General features: G+C 35.6%; 23 protein-coding genes. 7 read left to right on the top strand and 16 right to left on the bottom strand.

Translation table 11 applies throughout. The annotated features are described in order from the left end of the window. Window positions 1–4 precede the first annotated feature (4 nt). The 11 genes from D9782_RS00715 to D9782_RS00755 all read right to left on the bottom strand — a co-directional run bounded on the left by D9782_RS00715 (window position 5) and on the right by D9782_RS00755 (window position 4632). Window positions 5–265: a hypothetical protein gene (locus D9782_RS00715; protein WP_162986301.1), complete on the bottom strand. Its 261-nt coding sequence runs from the start codon at window positions 263–265 to the stop codon at window positions 5–7. After that, the gene (locus tag D9782_RS22650; RefSeq protein ID WP_162986302.1) at window positions 258–425 is read right to left on the bottom strand and encodes a hypothetical protein; all 168 of its coding nucleotides are present in this window, start codon (window positions 423–425) and stop codon (window positions 258–260) included. Before D9782_RS22650 ends, D9782_RS00715 begins: the two co-directional genes overlap by 8 nt. After that, the gene (locus tag D9782_RS00720; protein ID WP_121603806.1) at window positions 412–1929 is read right to left on the bottom strand and encodes an AAA family ATPase; all 1518 of its coding nucleotides are present in this window, start codon (window positions 1927–1929) and stop codon (window positions 412–414) included. The genes D9782_RS22650 and D9782_RS00720 overlap by 14 nt, the downstream gene beginning before the upstream one ends. A 3-nt stretch (window positions 1930–1932) precedes the next feature. Then, on the bottom strand, window positions 1933–2223 hold the full coding sequence (locus D9782_RS00725) for a hypothetical protein (protein WP_162986303.1): 291 nt from the start codon (window positions 2221–2223) through the stop codon (window positions 1933–1935). A 113-nt stretch (window positions 2224–2336) separates the two neighbouring features. After that, on the bottom strand, window positions 2337–2531 hold the full coding sequence (locus D9782_RS00730) for a hypothetical protein (RefSeq protein WP_121603808.1): 195 nt from the start codon (window positions 2529–2531) through the stop codon (window positions 2337–2339). A 102-nt stretch (window positions 2532–2633) separates the two neighbouring features. Next, window positions 2634–2879 carry a hypothetical protein gene (locus tag D9782_RS00735; protein ID WP_121603809.1) on the bottom strand — a complete coding sequence of 82 codons (246 nt, stop codon included), beginning with the start codon at window positions 2877–2879 and terminating at the stop codon, window positions 2634–2636. Next, window positions 2880–3050, bottom strand: coding sequence for a hypothetical protein (locus D9782_RS22655; protein ID WP_162986304.1), 171 nt, complete (start codon window positions 3048–3050; stop codon window positions 2880–2882). 118 nt (window positions 3051–3168) lie between these two features. Beyond that, window positions 3169–3366: a hypothetical protein gene (locus D9782_RS00740; protein ID WP_121603810.1), complete on the bottom strand. Its 198-nt coding sequence runs from the start codon at window positions 3364–3366 to the stop codon at window positions 3169–3171. Window positions 3367–3426: 60 nt separating this feature from the next. After that, window positions 3427–3699, bottom strand: a complete 273-nt coding sequence (locus tag D9782_RS00745; RefSeq protein WP_121603811.1) for a hypothetical protein — start codon at window positions 3697–3699, stop codon at window positions 3427–3429. A 19-nt stretch (window positions 3700–3718) separates the two neighbouring features. Beyond that, a complete protein-coding gene (locus D9782_RS00750) occupies window positions 3719–3901 on the bottom strand; it encodes a helix-turn-helix domain-containing protein (protein WP_121603812.1) in 183 nt (60 codons plus the stop codon). Window positions 3902–3915: 14 nt separating this feature from the next. After that, window positions 3916–4632 (bottom strand): ORF6C domain-containing protein, encoded by a 717-nt coding sequence (locus D9782_RS00755; RefSeq protein ID WP_121603813.1) that lies wholly within the window; start codon window positions 4630–4632, stop codon window positions 3916–3918. 59 nt (window positions 4633–4691) lie between these two features. Between D9782_RS00755 and D9782_RS00760 the strand changes: the two genes are divergently transcribed. Then, window positions 4692–5492, top strand: a complete 801-nt coding sequence (locus D9782_RS00760) for a TIGR02391 family protein (RefSeq protein WP_121603814.1) — start codon at window positions 4692–4694, stop codon at window positions 5490–5492. On the opposite strand, the gene D9782_RS00765 is transcribed toward D9782_RS00760, so the two are convergent. Beyond that, on the bottom strand, window positions 5476–5742 hold the full coding sequence (locus D9782_RS00765; RefSeq protein ID WP_121603815.1) for a hypothetical protein: 267 nt from the start codon (window positions 5740–5742) through the stop codon (window positions 5476–5478). The two genes, D9782_RS00760 and D9782_RS00765, sit on opposite strands and share 17 nt — an antisense overlap. 418 nt (window positions 5743–6160) lie before the next feature. Between D9782_RS00765 and D9782_RS00770 the strand changes: the two genes are divergently transcribed. The 3 genes from D9782_RS00770 (at window position 6161) to D9782_RS00780 (ending at window position 8283) form a co-directional block, all read left to right on the top strand. Beyond that, window positions 6161–6586 (top strand): helix-turn-helix domain-containing protein, encoded by a 426-nt coding sequence (locus D9782_RS00770; protein ID WP_121603816.1) that lies wholly within the window; start codon window positions 6161–6163, stop codon window positions 6584–6586. 11 nt (window positions 6587–6597) lie between these two features. After that, window positions 6598–7017 carry an ImmA/IrrE family metallo-endopeptidase gene (locus tag D9782_RS00775; RefSeq protein WP_121603817.1) on the top strand — a complete coding sequence of 140 codons (420 nt, stop codon included), beginning with the start codon at window positions 6598–6600 and terminating at the stop codon, window positions 7015–7017. Window positions 7018–7125: 108 nt separating this feature from the next. Further along, window positions 7126–8283 (top strand): site-specific integrase, encoded by a 1158-nt coding sequence (locus D9782_RS00780; protein ID WP_121603818.1) that lies wholly within the window; start codon window positions 7126–7128, stop codon window positions 8281–8283. On the opposite strand, the gene D9782_RS00785 is transcribed toward D9782_RS00780, so the two are convergent. Both D9782_RS00785 and hpaB read right to left on the bottom strand, forming a co-directional pair. Further along, complete coding sequence (locus D9782_RS00785) at window positions 8208–9113, bottom strand: aminoglycoside phosphotransferase family protein (protein WP_121603819.1); 906 nt, start codon at window positions 9111–9113, stop codon at window positions 8208–8210. The two genes, D9782_RS00780 and D9782_RS00785, sit on opposite strands and share 76 nt — an antisense overlap. Window positions 9114–9639: 526 nt before the next feature. Next, window positions 9640–11112, bottom strand: coding sequence for a 4-hydroxyphenylacetate 3-monooxygenase, oxygenase component (hpaB, locus tag D9782_RS00790; protein ID WP_121603820.1), 1473 nt, complete (start codon window positions 11110–11112; stop codon window positions 9640–9642). 450 nt (window positions 11113–11562) lie between these two features. Here hpaB and D9782_RS00795 point away from each other — a divergent pair, with 450 nt between their 5' ends. The 3 genes from D9782_RS00795 to D9782_RS00805 all read left to right on the top strand — a co-directional run bounded on the left by D9782_RS00795 (window position 11563) and on the right by D9782_RS00805 (window position 15218). Next, the gene (locus tag D9782_RS00795) at window positions 11563–12957 is read left to right on the top strand and encodes a hypothetical protein (protein ID WP_121603821.1); all 1395 of its coding nucleotides are present in this window, start codon (window positions 11563–11565) and stop codon (window positions 12955–12957) included. Window positions 12958–13034: 77 nt separating this feature from the next. Beyond that, entirely contained in the window at window positions 13035–14231 is a 1197-nt protein-coding gene (locus D9782_RS00800) for a cytochrome P450 family protein (RefSeq protein WP_026682435.1), read from the top strand. 264 nt (window positions 14232–14495) lie between these two features. Continuing rightward, complete coding sequence (locus D9782_RS00805; RefSeq protein ID WP_026682436.1) at window positions 14496–15218, top strand: 3-ketoacyl-ACP reductase; 723 nt, start codon at window positions 14496–14498, stop codon at window positions 15216–15218. Window positions 15219–15587: 369 nt separating this feature from the next. Here D9782_RS00805 and D9782_RS00810 read toward each other — a convergent pair whose 3' ends face one another. Both D9782_RS00810 and D9782_RS00815 read right to left on the bottom strand, forming a co-directional pair. Then, window positions 15588–16604 carry a ThiF family adenylyltransferase gene (locus tag D9782_RS00810; protein ID WP_121605783.1) on the bottom strand — a complete coding sequence of 339 codons (1017 nt, stop codon included), beginning with the start codon at window positions 16602–16604 and terminating at the stop codon, window positions 15588–15590. Continuing rightward, window positions 16604–17368, bottom strand: coding sequence for a thiazole synthase (locus tag D9782_RS00815; protein WP_121603822.1), 765 nt, complete (start codon window positions 17366–17368; stop codon window positions 16604–16606). The genes D9782_RS00810 and D9782_RS00815 overlap by 1 nt, the downstream gene beginning before the upstream one ends. Between the last annotated feature and the right edge of the window lies 1 nt (window position 17369).

The following is a 17369-nucleotide window of genomic DNA, read 5'->3' on the forward strand; positions in this document are numbered from 1 at the left end:
CTCCTTAATCACAATAAGTTCGATTACAATGTGGACAACCGGTAATTAATTCATTTGCTGCTTTCTCAACAGTAATTCCGGTTGTGTATTTTTCTGTCGGCTTTCCTTCTTCCCAAAACAAAGTTCTTTCTTTCTCATTAGGTTCATAGATATTTTTATTGCAATTCCAGCACCATCCACTTCCTGGTGCGAAATGAGGTAGACCGTTTTCCTTACAATATTCCTCTTGTGCTGTTCTGCTTTTGAGAACATTAAATTCACTCATTGTTTGTTTCCTCCCTTTTTTCAAATAAAGAAATAGTTGCATCAAATTGCACTTTATTTAGCAGTAATAAAAGCTCTTCTCTCTCTTTACGAGATTTAAAAATCACATTGACATGAGGTTTCCGAGAATTAAAAGTTAATCCAAATTTAGTCCTGCTCATCTACTTTGACCTCCAACTCTTTCCCAGCAACAACTCTGCTAATAATCAGTTGTCCATTAGGCTCTTTAAACTTGGTGATTGATTCGGCATTATCTACAAACACTGGTGCAATTACTTCACTTTGTTCAGACAATACATTTCTTAATTCAAGCCCTGCTCTAATCCCCTCAGATAAGGACAGTTTTTTATAACCTTTTCCATCCATTTCAATTTCGAAGTCAGGCTGAAGTTCATCAGACGTTTTCAATTCTTTAAACAACTTAATGGATAAGTTTTCGAACAGTCCTTTCACCTTCTCAGCCTGTAGTTCAGCTTCTTTTGCCTCGAAATCTTTTATACTATCAAGAATAAAAATAGACTCATTTAGCGATAAAAGGGTATGCTTTTCGTTGTTTTCAGCCTCAGATACTTGTCCTTGCAAACCTTCTAGTTGCTTATGTTTTGACATCTCTTGTTGAAGAGGTGAACGTTTTGCTTCAAGCTCCCTAACCTTTGTCCTTTGTTCACTCACATCGACATATTCCAGACCTTTCAATTTCTCCTTTAGGGTATTACGCTTGTTGACAATTTCGTTATGCTGAGCTTTGTATTCATCTACACGCTTTGATTTATCATCTTCAACAGCTTGTATAGATTCTTCATCTAATGGCCTTTTACATGTTCTACACGTATCCTCTATCTTTTCATCACGTAGCTTCGGCCATCTCTCTTTAGACATTTCAATTTGATCATTTAATGCTAGAATTTGTGATTGCAGGCTATTAAACTCCGAATTTTTTTCAGCAGCAGAATCTATCACAGATTCAAGTTCTTTGATCTCTTTTTTCAAAATGCTATCTTCTGCATTTAGCGATTCTAACGGAACTGTTGGAGCATTATTTTCTAGCTGTTCTTTTAATGTTTTGGTACGACTCTGTGCTGCTATATATTGCTTGTTCAGCTTATTTTTGTTTTCGCGATGGATTTCCTGCAGATCTTTCATAGAATGTTTCTTTACAAGTTCAGATAACTTATTTCCCTGTGCTTCAGGTAACTCCTTAAACACTTGTTTATTTGCAGGAGCAGATACATACTGTAGAATCATTTTCCGTTGCTTTGTCCAATTTAATGTAAAAAAGTAATTTGGATTGAAGAGTGACAGGAATAAATCCTTATCAAACATTTCTGTTAGTACCTCATTAAATTCAGTTGCCTTGCTTGGTACTTCATTGATGTAATATTTTGCTTTTCCTTTTACTAACTCTCTACCTAGAAGCAAATCTTTACCATCTACATTTAAAAGTAAGGAAACCATTGTTTGATCCGCTTCATAAGTTATGGGCGTTGGATCCAATTTGCTTCCTAATGCATCCGTACCGTATAATAACCATGTAATAGCTTGAGGGATTGTTGACTTCCCTTTCGCATTGTCACCAGTGATCTTAGTCAGGTCGGCAAACTTAACTTCAAGGTCCTGGTGGCTTTTAAAGTTTTGTAGTTTAAGAGATTTAAATTTGATTTGCATACATTAAGACTCCTTCCGAAATACTTTATATTTGCTTCTTAATTCATACCAAGTCTTTATGATTTCCGGCGGTTGCATTATCGTTTGTACAAGATAATCACCTTTAAATGCTTTATATTCTTTCATGCCATCTTCTCTCCAACCAATATAGAACGTTACATCTTCATCTAATTTGATCACTGTATAACCAAGATAAGATCTATCACTAAGGTTTTTATGTTGAGCATCATATCTTTTTGAATGTTTAAGATTTAAGATGTTATCAACGTTTTTTGAATACAGTAATCCAGTCATTAATCCCACTTAACTCACCCTCTCTCAAATAATTATTGCTATAATCAAGGCTATAACCAGTGCACCTGCAAAACTTCCTAGTTTCACATCCTCACCTCCTTAAAAGACCACAATCATAACTTAACTATGTTTTTATAAAGATAGTGGTGCCATTTATCATTTGGATTAATTGTGATCTCTTGACCTATTTTGAATAATTGATATTTAAATGCTCGAATTACTTTTATAGAATCAGAACGATCAAGAATTTTGTTTCCAACTCGAACTTTCACATAACCGATTCGTTTGAAAGTTAATTGATCTACCATGCTCCCACCTCCTTCAATAAGTAATGATTAAGTAATAATTCCAAAGAGCTACAACAGCAAACAATATTCTATAAGTCCATTTAGACTCTTTGACTTTTTCTATCAAAACCAATCTTTCCTAACTTGTTCGTTTACTTTATTAAAACGATTTTCTTTGCCTAACTTCTTTTTGTTGTAATCAAGTATGGCTTTCATGGAATGATTAATCTGAAACAATGCATTCTTTGCTAAATCTTCATTGGCAGTTTTAGCTGACTTTAATCCATTAAGACCAGCTTCTGCTATGTTTTCAATGTGGTCTAAAACCTTGTCCATATCTTCTTCGAGATAGTGGTCTTTTAAAGACATTTAACAAACCTCCCATGTGATCATGTTTTCAAAGTCGTAATCAACGTTGAAAATTGTCTGGTAATTGCCATCTTTATCATAGAAGCTTAAATGACTAATGCTTCCATTTTTACCCCAGAAAATGCTTTTCACTGGACATTGCTTACCTTCAAAATTTATTATTGCTCGCATGTTTTAACCTCCTAAAGTTCTTTTCCGCAATCCTGGCATATTGTGTAAGCTTCATCAGTTCCACCAACTTTTATCGTTTCAAAATTTTCATGTGTGCATTTCATTTTCTATTCCTCCCTCAATTAGCTACTTCGCTAACCTTTTTATACAATTCTGCTATTCCTGAATATGCATTTGGATCTGGTAAAGAAAAGAGCATTTCCATGTCTTTCTGTAATAACTCAGCACGTTGTTTACGGATTTCTGGATAGTTACTTAAAATGTCATCAAATCTTTTTTGCAACAGTTGTAAATGTAATTGATTAGGATCGGTCATTTTGGTTCACTTCCTTCAACTAAAAAGATAATTTCAACGCCTGTCCGCGCTTAATTTGGATTACCATTCATTCATAATTTCTTTCATCACTTCTAAACTTTGTTCATAAAACCAAAAACGTTTCCCTTTTTCCTTTCTTCTCTCCAGGAGTTTCATTCGTGGATCATGCAAGAATTCATTTTCTAAAAAAGATTTACTCATGCACGTTCGTTTCGACATCTCTTCGATATCCCAAACAAATAATGATTTCTTTAATGTTTCATCTAACTTTCCTTTGATGTACTCCCTTATTTCCGATTGATCTACATCAATATTGACTTCTGCTATTGGCAATTAGGAAACCTCCTTTCTGTTAAATCCCTAAAATCTTTCTAATGTGTTTAACATGCTGTTGAGCTTTTGGACCAGTTCTTCTTCCGTTAATGATGTCACTAACGTATGGACTCGAAACCCCTAACTCTTTTGCTAACCACTTTTGAGTAATATTTTGCTTATACATTTCTGATTTAACTTTTGCTGCTAAATCGTTTGACATAACTATTTCTCCTTTCACGTCAATGACATTTGACTATTGCAATGATCTATTTCAATTTGTAACGATGTATTAGGTCGCCACAATTCAACAAAACGAATAGCTTCTTCAAACTTCGCCTTTGGAATGTCGCCATAACGAGGTACTTTAAAATACTGCTTAAACTCTCGCCAGAATGCTGAAAATACACGTTTACTCATTTCGTGATAAGCAGCAGAATCCCCACCGCCTAATGCTTGCACTACTGAATATTTAGCAGCTTGTTGTATTTCTTGTTGTTGGAGCGAATCGACACGCATACTGTCTTTCAGATAATTCACGTCTGACTTTATCGTCTTAATTTCTCGTTCATGTTCTAGTGCTGCTTGAAGAGCAATTTCTAATGATTGTGGTGGTTGTTGTTCTTTCACGTTGTAATATTCATCCACCAACATTTCGTAAGCATCCCAAGCTTCGTCTGTATTTAATGATTTAGCATGTAACCATGCGCCTTTTTCTGTCCAAAGGTAGAGTCTATTAAGGTTAGAAGGCAATTCCTCAAATTGATGATTTGCTCTGAACTCTCTTAAATCATCACCTGTTAAGCAAATAAAATGTTTACCTTCTTTATATCTCTCTTTATTACGGTTAAAATTATTACTAATCATCTTACTACTAGTTCCATAGCTATAAGATAACTGGCTAGTAGTCAAAACCCGTTGATCATTGTGGTTAATAATTGTTAAATCTGACATGTTATCATTCCTTTCTTTGGTATAATGTTCCTATTAATAGTGATGAGAGGTGTATTTACTTGGCTATTCCTAAATTTACTGATAATCAGATTGAAGCTATCTCCAAAATCATAGCCGATACTAATGAAGGAGTTTCTGGAAGTGATTTAACCAGACTACTTTCGCAAATTGGAATTGATGATCCTTCAACTCATACAAAATGGAGAAGACTGGATTACCACCTTAAAAACATCCAGAACAAACAAAACAGTGCAAATAATGTTGTTCAATTTATTCATAATGCTATGGAGCCTTCAAGGTTCATTGATGATATTGAATCTTTTAGCAATATGAGGTTAAAACTTAATAAAGTTCTCCTCCTAAATGGATTAAAATTAAATAACTCTGGTAAAGTTATTGTAGTTAATAAAGCTGAAACTCTTGATGAAGCTCAATCCCGAGCTAATGAATTGAAACGAAAATTAACTCTAAGAACCATCCACAGTAATCTTTTGATGTTTTGTGAAAAAGAGTACTTACAAGAAAATTATTTTCATGCTGTATTTGAAGCTGTAAAAAGTCTCCTTGACCGTATTAGAGAATTAACTAACCTTCATGAAGATGGTATTCCATTAGTTATGAAAGCTTTTAATGAAAAAAAGCCAATACTTAGTTTTAATAAATACCAAACTTCTAGTGAGCAAAATGAATTAATGGGGTTCAGATCATTATTAATCGGTTTAATTAAAATGGTAAGAAACCCTCATGCTCATGAATTAAAAGTAAAATGGGCTATTGAAGAAAAAGATGCTTTAGATGTACTAACCATGGTTTCTTATGTTCATCGAAGGCTAGATGAAACATTTAAGACAGGCTATTAAACTCTAGAAAATTTACGTATTCTTCTGTAAAGCCTAATACTTCGAGATTCATTAATTCCGAATAATAATTCTCAACTTTAGTTGCATAATCTCTAGCTAAATCCCGATCTACGAAAAGCATTGCACTGCTTTTATCAAGTGATATTGTTAACTTATAATCGGTGAGATAGTATTTAATGTGTTCACACTTCAACACTACTGAACTTAAAGTTCCCTCCGTTTTATCGGTGGGATTTTTTTTATCACTCACTCTCATCCCTCCTTTATCACTCACACCCAAGTTTCAAGACCTAAAGTCATGGCGTGACCTATTGGCGTCGCTCACTATCCCAATTGATAGGTCTTGGCGTTACTCCGCTCGTTTAGATTTTGAAACTTAGGTGTGAGTGTTTTTAAAATAAGCTATAAAATTAGCTAAAAATGTTGACATGCAGTATCCAATAGTATACTATTAACCCATAGCTAAATAAGACTATAAATAGCCTGCAACAATACATTTTATCCGTTCCCCAACGCAAAAACTGTATTTAGATAGGTCGTATTTTTTATTGTCTTTTTAGCTAATTAAGTAGCTTATGTGAATATAATAATACAAACGGATACCATAGTCAACCCGAAAGTATCCATTTGTATAATTTATTTCTCTCTAGATAGCTAGGAAGGTTGGTATTATGCTATTTGACAGAGTAAAAAAATTATCAGAAGAACGTGGAGAAAGTTTGAAAACAGTAGCACGAAAACTTGAGTTTAGCGAAAATGCTTTTTATAAATGGAAAAAACAAAGTCCAAAATCAGAAGCTTTACAAAAAGTCGCTGACTACTTTGATGTATCAACAGACTATCTCCTTGGACGTACAGACAAAAAGAGATACTATGACCTAACTGAGAAAGATGAAAAAGATATTCAAAAAGAATTAGAAAAAATGATTAACAGCATGAATAGTAATTCTGGATTCGCTGCATTCGATGGTAGTACCATGGATGATTTAGACGAAGAAGACAAAGAATTATTAATTGCATCCTTAGAACAATCACTCCGTATCGCTAAAAGAATAGCAAAACAAAAATTCACACCTAAAAAATATAGAGACTAGGAGTGTATTGAATGAGAAAAGTAAAAAAAAGGGTAAGTCAATTAGTTGAGCGATATGAAACGAATAATCCGTTTGAAATCGCAAAATCAATCGGGGTTGTGGTACGTCATGTTCCTTTAGGAAATTTATTAGGTTATCATTGTCGCCAGTTTCGGACTTCTATTATTCACATCAATGAGGTATTACCATTAAGCCAGCAAACATATGTATGTGCTCATGAGTTAGGACATGCTATTTTCCACCCTGACGCAGATACTTCTTTTTTAAAGTCCAATACATTTTTTTCTACTGATCAATTTGAAGTTGAAGCAAATACATTCGCAATAGAATTATTATTCTCTAATGAAGCTGTAAATTCTATCAGTATTCGTGAAGCTGTTGAAAAGTACCGAATACCTGAGCAATTTCTTAATAAATTTTTTTACGATTAAAACCGAACAAACGATCTATTTAAGGAGGTGATTTCAATATAAATATGCAACTGATATCTTCCTCCCTATTTTGAACGCCTGTCCGCGCAAAAGAAGGGAAAGATAACAATGAAATTGTATAACAGCAAAAAGGATAAGGAATTGTATTACTACTTTAATGCAAAAAAAGAACAACTATGGTGTTATAGACACAGATATTATGACGTTTTAGGGAAAAGAAAAGAGAAATATAAACAGGGTTTTAAATCAGAAAATGCAGCTTATAGAGAGTTACTTGAAGTAAAGACGGCTATTTTAAACGGGGATGTAAAACAAGTAGAAAAATCTAATTTGACCGTTTCTGAATGGTTGGACATTTGGTATGAAACACATAAAAATGAATGGAAAGAATCGACTAGAGATCACCGTAAGCGTGTAATTAAAACAAGATTCAAGCCTTTAATAGGTAATTACAAACTGGCTGAGCTAGATAAAACAACTTATAAACGAATTTTCATAAACAAACTTTTAACCAGCATGGAGCCAAGCACTGTTCAATTGTTGCATAGAATATTTAAAGCCTCTATCAACGCCGCTGTAGATGATGAAATTTTAGACAGAAATCGATTTACGAAAATAAAAATTATAAAGAAGAGAAAAGAAGAAAAGAACTTCTTAACCCCAGAGGAGTTAAATGTATTCCTTCCAGCAGCCAAGAAGTATCTATCAATTACTAGTTACACATTGACATTATTACTTACTTTTACTGGTTTCCGCAAGGGAGAAGCGTTTGGTTTACAATGGAGTGATATTTGTTTTGAAACAAAAACTATAACCGTAAATAAAACTAGAGATAAACATGGAGTTCGTTCACCAAAAAGCGAAAAAAGCTACCGAAAAATAAAAATAGATGAATTATTAGTTAACCAGTTAAAATTATATCAAAAATGGTGCAAACAAATTAAATTATCATTTGGATCACACTTGAATGATAATGACTTAGTTTTTATAAACAAAGATGGAAGACCATCTCAAGAATATATATTAAATAGAGCATTTAGAAATCTATTTAATAAATTAGACATTAAAGAAATCACACCGCATGGTTTACGACATACACACGCAACTATTTTAATTGGGAATCGTGTTCCTGTAATTGAGATAGCTGAACGCTTAGGTAACACACCTCAAATGATTTATAATATTTACGGTCACTCTTTCGATAAGATGGAAGATGAATCAGTAAGAGGATTTACTAGTAGTGTGGATTTAAGTGCAATACAGTAATTGGGGGAGGTTTTGGGGGAGGTTTTTCTTATGTCTCCTTCAAAGCCTTTGTGAACAGTGATCCTTTCATGCATGGCACTATATAATGCATATAGTTCCCAAAACTTTATAGAAACATCATTTTCGTTATAACCATCAACAATTCCCCTTGTAAACGCATTGCTTACTCGATTAGAAAAAAAGCCGAGTTTTTGGAGATCATGAATAGGATCACCCCAGTCTATTCTCTGAAAATCAATTATTCCTGCAAATCTGCCTTCGTTGATCAATAGATTAGCAGGATGAAAGTCATCATGCTGAAATGTATTTGGCCTATTGTATAATAATTGCTCATTTTCCTTAATATACGACCGAAGCATCCTTTTCATGTTTACATCAACATCGATAGCCTCCAATTCTGACAGATATTTATTACTTTTTCGTCTTTTAATTTCGTACCATGATGGTATATTTTCTGGGGCTGGAAAGGCGTGCAGCTTCTTTAATTCCATACCAGCTTGAATTCCCGCTTCGTACTGTTCATCTTCTGTTAAACATTGTAAGACAGCTTCTCCATCCTTACCGGTAATATAAGTAAGTATCATATATGAATAATCCGTATCCGTTATAGAGCCAAATTCAACTGCTTCAGGGACATACTTGGAATAAGTTTGTAAGCGCATGATTGTCTTAAATTCCTTTTCCCTACTCGCTTCCTGTTCACTTGAAAAAACTCGGATAAGATAGCGATTATCAACTACAAATTTTTTATCAGCTGAAAAACCCTTCTTAATTTTCTTTATTCTTGAATCGTGATTAACAAAAGGTATCTTATCTATTAGTTGATCCATACCATTCACCACCTTAATCTAAAATTTACGCATTAATATTCGACATAATTATGCAAATATCCTGTAAATTATAGACTAAATGTATACATATGAAAAGAGAAACTTTTAGATAAAGTAAAGCTTCAATCAGTGGGGGTTTTTGTTTATCAATTATTGTTTATCCCCCACTGATTACTAGTTGAACAAATAAGTGGGTTTTACCCTTACTCCGCAAAAAAATAATGCCTACTAAGCATTTATTATATCGACACTTCTTTTAATCACCTTTCATACTTCACAAACTGCCCCTTAATCTGATGTTGGTTTCGGTCAACAAAAGGTAGCATCGATCGATAGGTACCCAGTTCATAGACTTCACTTATTTCAGTAATGCGCGCAATCCTAGATAAGCCTTAGCTTCTATTTTGCAGGGTGATAATCTCGCCTAAATCGTTAAGTAAAATAATGTCGGAGAAATAGTCTCTCGGGTCTGCCCCCCACAATGTGCGATACAGAGTGAAGTCTCAGCAACTAATATTTAGTTATGCTATCTACTACTTTTGCTTTCATTTTCCGATGTGAATGTTTGATCTATAAATGCTTTAATAAACTCCTGATATTTTTTCTTATTATAACCATGGTATAATTCACTTGCTAATACATTAGGAACACCAAAGAAAAATCGCTCATATTGTGTTTGTCTGGAACCAAATGGGCTCATTGTCAAATCCCATGCTAATCGAAATAACTTCACCCTTTCCACTGCATCTTTTGTTGCACTCTGCAAATATTGATCCAAATCCATCCGTATAGACGAATTAAAATCTTCCTCTGTAGGTATAGTCATTAATCCGCTAGCAGCAAGTAATTGAATGATTTCCACTGCCCGTGGGTAAATTTTGGGAAATGCGCTACTTGCTGCCTGTAACGAAGCTAATTCCGGTCGCATCAGTCCAAACTCATCCAGTGTCGCATTCACCTCTGATTTAATTAACAATGCTTTTATTGTCTCTAAACCGACAATGATTTCTGCCATCTTCTCTTGTACATTCTCGTACGTACCAGTATGGATTGACTCGATAATCTCCTCAGCAATACCCAAAACGAATTCTAGCTTTACAACCTGCCTATTAATCACTTGATGCAGACTAAAAGGCAAAAACGCACTTTCTCGTTGAAAACGATTACCTACCTCGATGTTTTTATAAAAAAAGACCCGCTCCCATGGTATGAAAACATTATCAAATACAATCATCGTATCCATTTCTTCAAATCGAGAACTTAATGGATAATTAAAAGAGGAATCTCCCTTACAGAATGATTCGCGACAAATGAATTTTAGCCCATTAGCATCACTAGGAACAGATAAAAAGTATGCATTATTTTCTTCAAATATTCTTCCAGCTGAAAAAACAAGCAGCTCATCTGTCATTCCGCCCTGTGTTGCCAAAAGCCGGGCACCTTTTATAATTAAACCTGCTTCTGTTTCATCTACAATTTTGGCAGCAATTGGTTCTTCGCTATCTTCTATATAATGCTTTGACCGATTGAATTGTGGGTTAATAAAGGTATGTGTAAACGACATATCTTCTTCCCTAGCCCTTTCATAAAATTGAACAAGCCGCTTCGGAAAGCAATTTGCTTTTCGTTCCAATAACCTTGCAGAAGAAGCGAAGGCCATTAATACGGTGTTCATATAATCTGGACTCCTACCCATCATTCCACCATGTATTTTTGCCCATATTTGTATCATACGACTACGTTTCTTTAATTCCTGTATCGTCCTAGGCTGTATATAAGAAGTTCCAATACGATCACCTGTATGAGGTGAATGATAGGTCATTTCTTCAATATAATCATCCCTCAGCTGCAAATCATAGAGCATGGCTTGACTTTGAATCGCGCCTTTAAAAGCTGGATGCTGAGAAATCCTCCCATTTATTTTCCCCCCGTTATACCAAATTTCTGTGTTCAACTGATCAATCCGCTTTATATAATCGTCACCTGAAATGGCAGGCATTTGTTACACCCCTTACAATTTCCAAATTAAATGCATCGTATCATTTAAAAAGATTTTCTTTCTTAAAGTGAAACTTCCATCCGGCTTTTACTGAAACAAATACGTACAAAGGCTTAAATCGCCACGTCCTGTGGCAACGCCTTTGTGACCTACTTCCATGTAGGCCCGAACAAATCGGACATTTACTGGCAGTTGAACCCCTTCTTATCTATATTGCTTTCACTTTATTCCTTGAGGTGGGGGGCTTACTGCCAGTTATATGCGGGATAAAAACATCTATATACCAATATATTAGGCAGCCCAAATTATGTTAAAAAATCAAAGCATGCAAATTAAAACTATTTCATCTATAATGAAAGGACACCATTTAAAATTGTTTTTCTTGATCAAGTCATTTATCTTAGACATACTTAATATATATACATAAGTTTCTTTTAGAGGAGGATAAGCATGCGAAATCAAACTATATTTTTAAAGAATTTGAATCAGCATACGTTAAAACTTGATGTTAATCGAATGGCCATTTATAAACAAAGTAAGGTTATAGAAGCCACTGACCTCCAGCAGCAACGATATTATTTATTTTTCCATAACGATAAGTATTTAACGTATGACAGCTCAAGGACCACCCGAAAAACATCTCACCTAAGGAAAGCTTTCCAATACGGACTCGTACTTTCTTCTCCACATCCATTTATCGAATTACAAATCTCACCTTATTCCCAATTTAAGAAACGAAAATATAGTTCCCTTTTTCAAAAACTATTAAATGAATACACACTTCAGGAAACTGCATTAATCACTACCTACTTCGAATCCTTTATAAAAAAAGAAAAGCTAGCAAATTTTATTGAAAAATGCTTTTATAAAGAGCGACGAGATGGAAAATTACTATCTTGTTACCGTATTTTTAGGATCCTTAGAGGCTTTGCTCCTAATCACCGATTAGTTGATACGTTTTCCAGTGATTTAACATTTGCAAAGTACGAGGAACTATACAAACATAAAGATGAGAAAATGCTTATGAAAGACCCCATTTATGTAGAAGAAATTTGTTATGACCATAAATACGAAGATTTTCAAAAGCTTGCACACATATATAAGCAGCAGGAACGATGGATGGATTTAGCCGCTATCCATATAAGCCAAGCTGTCTATACACAACGTAATGCCGATTATCAGGAATTAAAAGCCACGTTAGACCAACACTACCCTGCTATCTCTTTAATAGAGGTTTTGGAAGATTTATATACACGCGGACTTACCTTAGATACATTCCTCAAAGACTTATTGAATGTATATTTATCAACAAAAAACGTACAAAAATTAATGGTTTTGCAAAGCGAGCACAGCCTCTCCTTGGAACCTACCCAATCCAAATCGTTAGTAAATACAATCGAACAAATTACCGTCAATCCCGTCTCACTGAATTCTAAAGAACTCCAGCAGCTCATTCTCACATTACATACGATAGATAGGAAGCAGGCAGATAGGATGTTACATCAAGCTATCTGCCGATTACTCTCTGAACTACCCCTTCCCGATATTTTAAAATGGCTAGAGCCATTTATGACGAAACCATTTGCAAAGCGGATTATTAATCTGGTTCATGAAATAAATGAACTTGCTGAAGACCCTAATCAACAGCGACGTCTGGGTGAACTCTATCATTATTTTAAACAGCAAGAATTAGCTATTGAATGCATGAGTTGGGATATGGAACTATATCCTGATGACCCTAAACCAGTAGAATGGTTATCCATTCTCTATTCTGAGTTAGGTATGGAAGCAGAACATAAAGCATATCAACAGCTTTATATTGATATGGTAAAAAGATCTTCTTAATTCCAATATGTAGAAATTATGTTTGATCAAATAAAAGAAACTCGATAACCTATTTTTCTGCAAAAGGAGCGGTTCAAATGAAATCTGTGAGCGATACGTTATTTACAAAGCCATTCATTGCTAATCCTTATCCAACTTATAATCAATTAAGAAAGGAAGAGCCAATTACCCAAATACGACTTCCAGATGGTCAGTATGCATGGTTTATTACGAGATATGAAGATGCGTTAGCAGCATTAAAGGACCAACGATTTATTAAAGATTTTAGAAAACTGATACATGAAGATGAATTAAATTATTATACCGTTTTAGATGAAAATATGTTGTTTGCAGATATGCCTGATCACAGACGCTTACGTGGTCTTGTTTCTAAGGCATTTACTCCACAAATGATTGTAGGAATGAGAGGTCGTATTCAAGAAATAACAGACCATCTCCTTGACGAAATGGCTAATCACCAGTCTGTTGACGTAATCGATTCACTTGCTTTCCCACTACCAATCATCGTTATTTGTGAAATGTTAGGAATCCCAACAGAAGATCGTGATAAATTTCGCATTTGGTCAAATGTCTTAATTGAAGGAACAAATGGTGCCATGGTACAAGAGGATATGGAACAGCACATGGATAATTTCATCCACTATTTAAAGGAACGGTTTGCTATCGTACGTGTAAATCCTGGTGAAGATTTAATTAGTAAGTTGGTCATTACGGAGGCAGAAGGGAACCAACTTACTGAAAAAGAGTTATACGGTGTTGTATCATTATTAATAATTGCAGGACACGAGACAACCGTTAATTTTATTGGGAATAGCATTATGAATTTATTAGAACACCCTGAGCAGCTAGAATTATTAAAAAAGCAGCCAACATTAATCACCAATGCATTGGAAGAAACACTGCGATTTAATGGTCCGGTTGAATACAGTACATCGCGTTGGGCTGGAGAAGATATCCTATTTAAAGGACAATCTATGAAAAAAGGGGATCTAGTCATCATTTCCCTTAATTCTGCCAATCACGATCCAGAGCAATTCAAAGATCCAGAAATTCTAGATATTACGCGAGAAAAAAGTAAGCATTTAGCATTTGGTAAGGGAATTCACGCATGCTTAGGTGCTCCGCTTGCTCGTTTAGAAGGTGAAATTGCGATTTCTAGCTTCTTTAAACGTTATCCGCACGCTGCCTTGAATATTACCAAACAAGATTTAGTATGGAGAACAGGCATGATTGTACGCGGTGTGAAAAGACTACCCATCCTTCTTAATCATTAAAGTAATTAGCGTTTCGTAGTGAAAAAGGATAAAACGTATGGGAGGCAATCGAGTGAGAGGGAAAGCGAAGTACAGCATTTTCCCTCTCACCAACGTTTTTTTATAATCATGCTTTTATTAATCTTTTTCCTGTTAATTCCCTCTTTGTAGGGAGCATTTAAATTGGATCCATTTCTCACCGATAATGATGTAATAAGTTATCTTTGAATCTATTCCTTATAAAACTTATACTTACCGTAGATCGCTATAGAAAGGATGATTCATATGGGACAAGTTATCAAAGGTAAAGTTGCCTACATTACAGGTGCTAGTAGTGGTATTGGACGAACTACTGCTCTCGTATTAGCAAAAGAGGGAGTCCATGTTGGCCTAATCGCCCGCACAAAAAGCAAGCTAGAAGAAGTTGCAAAGGAAGCAGCAGCCCATGGTGTTAAAGCAAGCTTTGCTACTGCTGATATAGCTAATCTAGAAGAAGTTGAGCAAGCGATTGATTACTTACAAAAAGAAATTGGCTCAGCAGATATACTTATAAATAATGCTGGTATTGGAGCATACGGTGCTTTTCTAGAGATGGACCCAGTAACATGGAAGCATACTTTCGAGGTTAATGTTTTTGGAACATACCACGTTACACGTGCTGTCTTGCCACAAATGGTTGAAAAGAATCAAGGAGACATTATTACTATTTCTTCTAGTAATGGACTAAAAGGCACAGCAGGTTCTACCTCCTATAGTGGATCTAAATTTGCTATTCAAGGTATGACAGAAGCACTAATGCAGGAAGTTCGTAAAAACAATATTCGCGTGTTCACGATGAATCCAAGTCTTGTTGCTACAGAACTTGCCTTCGGAGACCAATTAGCAGAAAAAAATGAGGATAAGTATATGCAGCCTGAAGATCTAGCGGAATATATGGTCGCTCAACTAAAACTACATCCTCGTATTTTCATTAAACAATCTTTACAATGGGCAACAAACCCATTTTAAGATAAGTTGTATAGGTCCACTTTTAAAATTAACAAAGCAGAAGCCCCATCCCTTGGTCTTCTGCTTTCACTTACTTTATAAGTGTATTAGATTAGTAACCTCACCCTTCAACTATCTACATAGCAATATTAAACCATGTATCCTTATTTCATGACAGAAGATCTGTGGATAGCAGATGGAACAGTAGTAGCCCCATTCCATAACGCTTCACGATCCTCTTCCTAATACTAGCTATAATCGGATAATACTATGACCAACGTTTGCTTGATCACCTGTCTTATAATATTTCCTTTTATTCCCTCCACTGGCTTCCGCCGTCATATTCTACTTTATAGAGAAAAAACTTCATCCAGTGTACCACCTTAAAAACTACGCGCCAATATAGCGCTGATATAATTGCTTGGCAGTATTCACATCGCTAACGCCATGTATTAAGGTTCTGCCATCTTGAAACACGACAAAACGAACATCGTCAATTTCAAAAATGAGGACTTCACCATTATCTCTAATTTTATCCGTAAGGTTACCGATCTCTTTCACTAAATTAGAAACTGATAAGCTCCCTTTTTCTCCTGGTCTTACTTGTACCGTATCTCTTCCACAAAGCATAGCCGTTTTCAACCCTTTTTCCTTGGTTAAATAAGGATAAATTGCTGATTGAGAACAAGATGAACAAATGGGATCTACTAACCTACTTACATTAATCGCACTATATGACCGTCCCCATATATCGACTTGTACTAACTCCGGAGATGTACCATTATCTGTTAAGTATTTTAAGCACTCCGTTGTCTGATAGGCAGCTGTCACCTGTACCGCAGGAGAAATAATTCCAACCGTATCACAGGTTTTCCCTTCCTGAGGAAGGTGATCAATTAAACATTGTAAACAAGGAGTTTTTCCAGGAATAATGGTAAGTGCGATGGCAGTACTCTGTAAGCAGCCACCATATGCCCAAGGTTTACGATGTTTTGCTAACACATCATTCATTACAAAACGCGTTTGAAAATTATCTGTTCCATCAATAACAAAATCGGCATCTTGTACTATTTTCTCTCCATTCTCCTCAGAAAACTCTTCTACAATTCCCGTAATCTCCACTTCCGGATTAATCGCTTTTAATCTTCGTTGAGCTGCTTTTGCCTTCGTTCGATTCTGTCTCGCATCATCTTCTGTATAAAGCTGCTGACGCTGAAGATTACTAAGTTCGATATAATCGCGATCAACCAGCGTCAGCTTACCTATTCCTGCTCGAACAAGCATTTCCGCATTTGCACTTCCTAATGCTCCAGCGCCAATTACGACAACATGTTTGGTCACTAATTGGCGCTGGCCAGTCTGTCCAATTGGGGCAAAGCGTTCCTGGCGAGCATACCGTCCTGTTATCATTCAATCATCGCCGTCTCTGGACTACTCTTCATTCCGTACATTCGTTTGGGAATACGGCCTGCTTTATATCCTAATCGTCCAGATTGTACAGCCAACCTCATCGCTTCCGCCATTTGAATTGGATCTTTTGCGCCAGATACAGCTGTATTTAATAAAACCCCATCTGCTCCAAGCTCCATGGCATAAGCGGCATCACTCGGAGAACCAATCCCTGCATCGACAATTACGGGGATGTCGGATTGTTCGATAATAAATTGCAAATTCATTGTATTAATAATGCCTTGACCCGATCCAATTGGTGAAGCCCCTGGCATAATTGCATGTACACCTGCTTCTTCCAATCGTTTTGCTAATACAACATCATCAGAGGTATAGGTTAATACAGTGAAGCCCTCCTCTAGCAGTTGTACTGAAGCTTTCATCGTTTCAAAAGGATCAGGCAGCAAGGTTTTCTCACAACCGATAACTTCCACTTTAATCATGTCACATAAACCTGTAGCCTTAGCTAAACGGGCAATTCTTACCGCCTCATTTGCTGTCTTAGCGCCAGCAGTATTTGGTAGTAAATCATATTGCTGCAAATCTAATTCTTCTAACAGATTCGGCTCGTTTTCATCAAATATGTTCATTCTCCTGACGGCAAAGGTTAATATTTCTGTTTTGGATGCTATCACCGCCTTCTTTTGACTTTGAAATGTCGGGTACTTTCCAGTACCTAGCATCAGTCGGGAATGAAATGATTTTCCGCCAATTGTTAACATG

This window comes from Virgibacillus sp. Bac332 (assembly GCF_003667785.1).
Taxonomy (GTDB): domain Bacteria; phylum Bacillota; class Bacilli; order Bacillales; family Amphibacillaceae; genus Virgibacillus; species Virgibacillus salarius.